Genomic DNA, 5,228 nt, shown 5'->3' with positions numbered 1-5,228 from the left:
TCGCTCTAGGGCGATGGGAAAGCGCCCATAAGTGTTCATAACATTAGCATTGAAGCGGTTCGCATCAAACGCCATTTCCGAGGATTGCGGGGTTGAGATCGGCTCTTGAACGAGGGTGTTTAAACTCACTGGCTCACTCCTAATCGAGACAGAATGGGTATTAGCGATCGCGATCGCTATTTTTTTGTGGTTAGAGATATCTTCCTACATTAACGCAAGGGATTCTGCGAGTTTCTTCACTTCGTCCCTAAAATCGTTAGCAGCCCAATTCTCTAAACCTTTATATTTAACACAATTTACGGCTTTTGCTACCGTATTGAGAATAACGAGATCGCGGAAAAGACGGGGAAATGCGATCGTTTCTTGTGGTTTGCCCATTGCCAATATCTCTCAAGGGGAAAATACAAAAAGCAAATGGTAGCGGAACGATCGAAGGAAACGAAAGCAATAGGCTACAATACCCCCTTAGTTGTTTTTGGGAAAAAATAAATCATGGGTCGCGCCAACAAAGTCGTTCTCGCGTATTCTGGGGGAGTCGATACCTCCGTGTGCATCCCCTATCTCAAAAAAGAATGGGGGGTAAAAGAAGTTATTACCCTTGCTGCGGACTTGGGACAAGGGGACGAACTTGACCCCATCAAGCAAAAAGCGCTTGACTCTGGGGCTTCCATCTCTCTTGTGGAAAATGGGCAGGAAAGTTTTGTTAAAGATTATGCTTTTGCTGCCATTCAAGCGAATACTCTCTACGAGAACCGCTATCCTCTCTCTACTGCCCTCGCCCGTCCCCTCATTGCGAAAATGCTGGTAGATGCTGCCGAGAAATATGGTGCCGATGCTGTCGCCCACGGCTGTACTGGCAAAGGAAACGATCAGGTACGTTTTGATGTTTCGATTATGGCGCTTAACCCTTCGATCAAGGTTCTCGCCCCCGCCCGAGAATGGGGGATGGGTCGAGAGGAAACGATCGCCTATGGGGAACAGTTTGGCATTCCTTCCCCGGTGAAAAAATCTTCTCCTTACAGTATCGATCGCAATCTTCTCGGTCGCAGTATTGAAGCAGGTCCCCTGGAAGACCCCATGATGGAGCCTCCCGAGGAGATATTTGCCATGACTAAGGCGATCGCGGATACTCCCAATGAACCGGAATATATCGAAATTGGTTTCGATGGGGGTATTCCCACCAGTGTCAACGGAACTTCTTTGCCCCCGGTTGAATTGATTACCCAATTGAATGCGATCGCCGGAAATCACGGTATTGGACGCATCGACATGATTGAAAATCGCGTGGTGGGGATTAAATCGCGAGAAATTTATGAGGCTCCTGCTTTATTGTTACTCATTCAGGCTCACCGCGATCTCGAAAGTCTGACTCTCACGGCGGATGTTACTCAATATAAGCGAGGTGTAGAAGACACTTATGCGAATTTAATCTATCAAGGACTCTGGTATTCTCCTCTCAAAGAATCTCTGGATGCTTTCATTCAAAAAACCCAAGAGCGGGTTACGGGGATAGTTCGGGTTAAGTTATTTAAAGGAAGTGCGAGAATTGTCGGTCGTCGGTCTGACTATTCTATCTATTCCCCCGACCTCGCAACTTATACGGCTGATGACCAATTCGATCACAAAGCGGCGGAAGGATTCATCTATATTTGGGGTTTACCTACCCGAGTTTGGTCGGAAAAAACCCGCAAATAATCCCTGAATTATTTTCAAAACCCCGTAGATCACCCGCAAAAGTTGGTGCATAATTGCACCAACAGCCTGCATCTTAGTTTTGCCAGCATCTAAAAATTACGACTTGGAGCAGATTCTAGTTAGTTATAATGATAAATAAGGCAACGATAGAGGAAAATCCAAATTATGGTAGTCCGTCAACCCCGCTATAGCAAAGAAGAATTCGCCCAACGTGGCGATCTAATTTACCAAACGCAAATACGCTCACAAGTCGAAGCAGGCGATCGCGGGAAGATTGTGGCGATCGACCTCGAAACTGGAGATTTTGAAATTGATGCGCGTGAAATAGCTGCTTGCACTAAGCTCGAAGCCCGTCATCCAGATGCTCAAATCTGGATTGTGCGAGTTGGTTCTCGTCACGTTCGACGATTTGGTGGACGAATAAAGAGAACTGTATGATATCAGGAATTGTTAACGCAGATTTTGAGGCGATTATCTCGCTTTCAATATGTGGCTCTGATGGAAAAATTTACACAAAAGATGCGATCGTCGATACAGGCTTTAACGGTTGGCTTTCATTTCCACCAGACTTGATCGATCGGCTAAATCTGAAATGGAAAAGAAGAGGGCGTGCTATTCTTGGTGATGGTAGTGAATGCGTTTTTAATGTTTACGAAGCAGTTGTATTTTGGGATGGACAGTATCTAACAATTCCAATTGATGAAGCTGATTCAGAACCTCTAGTTGGAATGTCATTAATGGAAGGCTATCAACTCATGGTTCAAGTCTTTGAGGACGGCAGCGTAGAAATCAGCAAAGTAAAAGCAGTCTAATTTCGCAATACTAAAAAGCGATCGCCTAAAAATTACGACTTACAGGAATAGCGATCGCCTTCTATCATGGAGTATTAAAGGTCGATTTACACACTAAAACGCGAGGCATTTTCGGCTTGAGAGGCGGCTTCATCCCCTTTGCCAAAGAATGCTGGAAACGGTTTGGGAATGGTGACAGCCTTTTGAGTGGCAGGTCGAGCATCGATGCGATCGAACCAGGCTTGCAGATGGTCTAATCCATCGACTGAAACCTTGGCCCAAGGGAACGATCGCGCCCAGGGGTAGGTAGCAATATCCACAATGGTGAAGTCGTCGCCGAGTAAATAAGCCTTGCCCGCCAGTTGCCGATCCAAGACTTCGAGTAGGCGGCGAGACTCGGCCACGTAGCGATCGATGGCGTAGTCATCCTGGATGCCTTTAGGAGCAGCAATGCGCTGAAAGTACATGGCCTGCCCCATCATCGGGCCAATGCCCGCCATCTGAAACATCAACCATTGCAACGCTTCCGAGCGAGCCTTGTCGCCGACGGGGAGAAACTTCTGATACTTTTCGGCCAGATACCAGAGGATTGCCCCAGACTCGAAAACCGCAAAATCATCATTGCCGCGATCGACAATTGTGGGAATGCGACCATTGGGATTGAGCGCCCTGTACCAGTCGGACTTTTGCTCTTTTTTCCCAAAGTCGATGTAGGTCAGTTCGTACTCAACCTCCGCTTCTTCGAGAAAGATGACAGGCTTCCAACCATTCATCGTGGAGGCGGTGTAGAGATGGATATCGGGGATAGGCATAGAGTTTTTCTGGCTGACGATGACTCAAAGATTGAAAGGTATATGCAGCAGCCATGAACCCAGCAGGACTCGGGACTCATAACAGTTGCGGCTGACTTGATTTAATATAATCAGAGTAGTATCTAGAGTCAACCAGTTTACTTTTAGTAACCACTTAAAAAAAGATGGTGACGCAGCGACTCCGCGAAATGGAAGAGGCAGGCTTAGTGACTCGCGAGGTGGTGAGCGATCGCCCCATTGCAGTCGCCTACGAAATCACCGATTTTGGCAAAACTGCTTTGGGTTTTCTCGAAGCCCTCAAGAACTGGGCGGAAAGGCACCAGATTTAATATGTTATATTAGGCAAGCAAAAATGATGGTTTGCTTTATTATTTAGTTCCGAGAAGTTATCGGCGATCGCCTAATAATCACGACTCGCAATACTTTAGATCGAATTTATTGCTCAACAATGCGATCGCATTCGTAACTACCTCAAACACAACCTCAATGTTAAACCAGAAGATAGAAAACTCTGCAATGGGATTGGTTCAGAATAGGAGAAGAAGGAGATCGAATCTATTATATTATTGTTAAAATCTGAAAATCTAGCACAACTCGAATAATGCCTCAATACGATTTATATCACTATGAAGTTAAAAATGCGTTGAGCAAAGATGGCTGGACAATTACCCACGATCCGTACACCTTAGAATATAAAGGCTTGCGCTTGTATGCGGACTTGGGAGCGGAAAAATTATTAGCCGCAGAGAGAGCCGAACAGAAAATTGCCGTCGAAACCAAAGTGTTTCATAGCCCTTCACAAGTCACAGAACTGCAAAAAGCGATCGGGCAGTATAATATGTATCAAAGCATATTAAATCGCGTCAGTCCAGACCGAGCATTATATTTGGCAATTTCTGAAGAGATATACGATGATTTCTTTCAAAAACCTGCCATTCAAGATATTGTTAGCGATCAAAACATTCAATTGATTATTTTCGATCCAGATCGGGAGGTTATTATCAAATGGCTAACTTAGAAACTAAACTGGAACATTATCGCAATATTATTACTCAAATTCTCAAAAACCATGCTCAGTATCAACCCAGTCACGGAGAAATTGAAAGTCTAACCCTTGGTGATGCGATCGCAGATAATTACCTGTTACTTGATACGGGATGGGATCGAACGGGACGAGTTCATGCTGTCGTATTCCATCTCAGAATCGTTGGCGAAAAAATTTTGATAGAGTCAGATGGAACAGAAAAAGGAATTGCTTTAGAACTCTTAGAATTAGGCGTTCCTCGAGAAGATATCGTTCTTGGATTCATTCGCCCGAAACGTCGCCATCTTACTAATTTCTCGGTAGCTTGATTTTATTGCTCAACAATGCGATCGCATTCGCAACTATCTCAAACACAATCCCAATGTTAAACCAGAAGATAGAAAACTCTGCGACGGTATCGGTTTAGAATAGGAGGAGATGGAGATCGATTTGGATGGAAGCGCGATCGCGCTCAATTCGAGACTGCGATATAGTGAACGTATTAAGAAGAATGGAGAAAATCGAGATGGAATCTGTTGTGAGTTTAGAAAAAGCGATCGTAGAAAAACTAAAAGACTTGTCAGGCGATCGCCAAAAACAAGTTCTCGATATCGACTAACTCATTATCGTCATGCGATCGAAAAAGTTCTTAGCGAATACAATTCCAACATCAATTTTGATTCAGTTTTCTCCTGTACCTCAAATGGTAAGATCGAGAATCTCTGAGTATTGATAACCCATTACCCATTACCTAACTCGTTTATGCCCTCCGTTTCCGATCGCCTCCAAACCCTCAAATCTCAGTCTCAATGCGCCCTGATCCCCTTCATTACGGCAGGAGACCCGGACTTGGAAACTACTGCCAAAGCCTTGCGGATTCTCGATCGCGCGGGGGCAGATGTCATT

Annotated in this window: 8 protein-coding genes and 1 pseudogene; 7 read left to right on the top strand and 2 right to left on the bottom strand. The window is 45.0% G+C overall.

The window, feature by feature from the left end:
• Nucleotides 1–204: 204 nt before the first annotated feature.
• Nucleotides 205–378: a hypothetical protein gene (locus tag VB714_RS20845; RefSeq protein ID WP_323226609.1), complete on the bottom strand. Its 174-nt coding sequence runs from the start codon at nt 376–378 to the stop codon at nt 205–207.
• A 114-nt stretch (nt 379–492) separates the two neighbouring features.
• On the opposite strand from VB714_RS20845, the gene VB714_RS20840 reads away from it, so the two are divergent.
• The 3 genes from VB714_RS20840 (at nt 493) to VB714_RS20830 (ending at nt 2,507) form a co-directional block, all read left to right on the top strand.
• Nucleotides 493–1,695 carry an argininosuccinate synthase gene (locus VB714_RS20840; protein WP_323226608.1) on the top strand — a complete coding sequence of 401 codons (1,203 nt, stop codon included), beginning with the start codon at nt 493–495 and terminating at the stop codon, nt 1,693–1,695.
• 165 nt (nt 1,696–1,860) lie between these two features.
• Nucleotides 1,861–2,133, top strand: a complete 273-nt coding sequence (locus tag VB714_RS20835; RefSeq protein ID WP_323226607.1) for a hypothetical protein — start codon at nt 1,861–1,863, stop codon at nt 2,131–2,133.
• Nucleotides 2,130–2,507, top strand: a complete 378-nt coding sequence (locus VB714_RS20830; protein ID WP_323226606.1) for a hypothetical protein — start codon at nt 2,130–2,132, stop codon at nt 2,505–2,507. Before VB714_RS20835 ends, VB714_RS20830 begins: the two co-directional genes overlap by 4 nt.
• A gap of 86 nt (nt 2,508–2,593) precedes the next feature.
• Here VB714_RS20830 and VB714_RS20825 read toward each other — a convergent pair whose 3' ends face one another.
• Nucleotides 2,594–3,298: a glutathione S-transferase family protein gene (locus VB714_RS20825; RefSeq protein ID WP_323226605.1), complete on the bottom strand. Its 705-nt coding sequence runs from the start codon at nt 3,296–3,298 to the stop codon at nt 2,594–2,596.
• Between the two features lie 158 nt (nt 3,299–3,456).
• Here VB714_RS20825 and VB714_RS20820 point away from each other — a divergent pair.
• From VB714_RS20820 to VB714_RS20805, 4 genes and pseudogenes are all read left to right on the top strand, one after another.
• A pseudogene (locus VB714_RS20820) lies at nt 3,457–3,627 on the top strand (winged helix-turn-helix transcriptional regulator); the annotation flags it as partial.
• Nucleotides 3,628–3,899: 272 nt separating this feature from the next.
• Nucleotides 3,900–4,316: an element excision factor XisH family protein gene (locus VB714_RS20815; RefSeq protein ID WP_323226602.1), complete on the top strand. Its 417-nt coding sequence runs from the start codon at nt 3,900–3,902 to the stop codon at nt 4,314–4,316.
• The gene (locus VB714_RS20810; RefSeq protein WP_323226601.1) at nt 4,304–4,651 is read left to right on the top strand and encodes a XisI protein; all 348 of its coding nucleotides are present in this window, start codon (nt 4,304–4,306) and stop codon (nt 4,649–4,651) included. Before VB714_RS20815 ends, VB714_RS20810 begins: the two co-directional genes overlap by 13 nt.
• A 433-nt stretch (nt 4,652–5,084) precedes the next feature.
• A partial coding sequence (locus VB714_RS20805) for a tryptophan synthase subunit alpha (RefSeq protein WP_323226610.1) occupies nt 5,085–5,228 on the top strand: 144 nt, incomplete at its 3' end.

The organism is Spirulina sp. 06S082, from assembly GCF_034932145.1.
Lineage (GTDB): Bacteria > Cyanobacteriota > Cyanobacteriia > Cyanobacteriales > Spirulinaceae > CCY15215.
Note: the sequence above shows the minus strand (reverse complement) of the source record. Positions and strands in the feature narration are given on the sequence as shown.

Excerpts from the sequence above, each read along its gene's own strand:
- VB714_RS20845 (WP_323226609.1), bottom strand. The coding sequence starts at position 378 with ATGGGCAAACCACAAGAAACGATCGCATTTCCCCGTCTTTTCCGCGAT.
- VB714_RS20840 (WP_323226608.1), top strand. The coding sequence starts at position 493 with ATGGGTCGCGCCAACAAAGTCGTTCTCGCGTATTCTGGGGGAGTCGAT.
- VB714_RS20835 (WP_323226607.1), top strand. The coding sequence starts at position 1,861 with ATGGTAGTCCGTCAACCCCGCTATAGCAAAGAAGAATTCGCCCAACGT.
- VB714_RS20830 (WP_323226606.1), top strand. The coding sequence starts at position 2,130 with ATGATATCAGGAATTGTTAACGCAGATTTTGAGGCGATTATCTCGCTT.
- VB714_RS20825 (WP_323226605.1), bottom strand. The coding sequence starts at position 3,298 with ATGCCTATCCCCGATATCCATCTCTACACCGCCTCCACGATGAATGGT.
- VB714_RS20815 (WP_323226602.1), top strand. The coding sequence starts at position 3,900 with ATGCCTCAATACGATTTATATCACTATGAAGTTAAAAATGCGTTGAGC.
- VB714_RS20810 (WP_323226601.1), top strand. The coding sequence starts at position 4,304 with ATGGCTAACTTAGAAACTAAACTGGAACATTATCGCAATATTATTACT.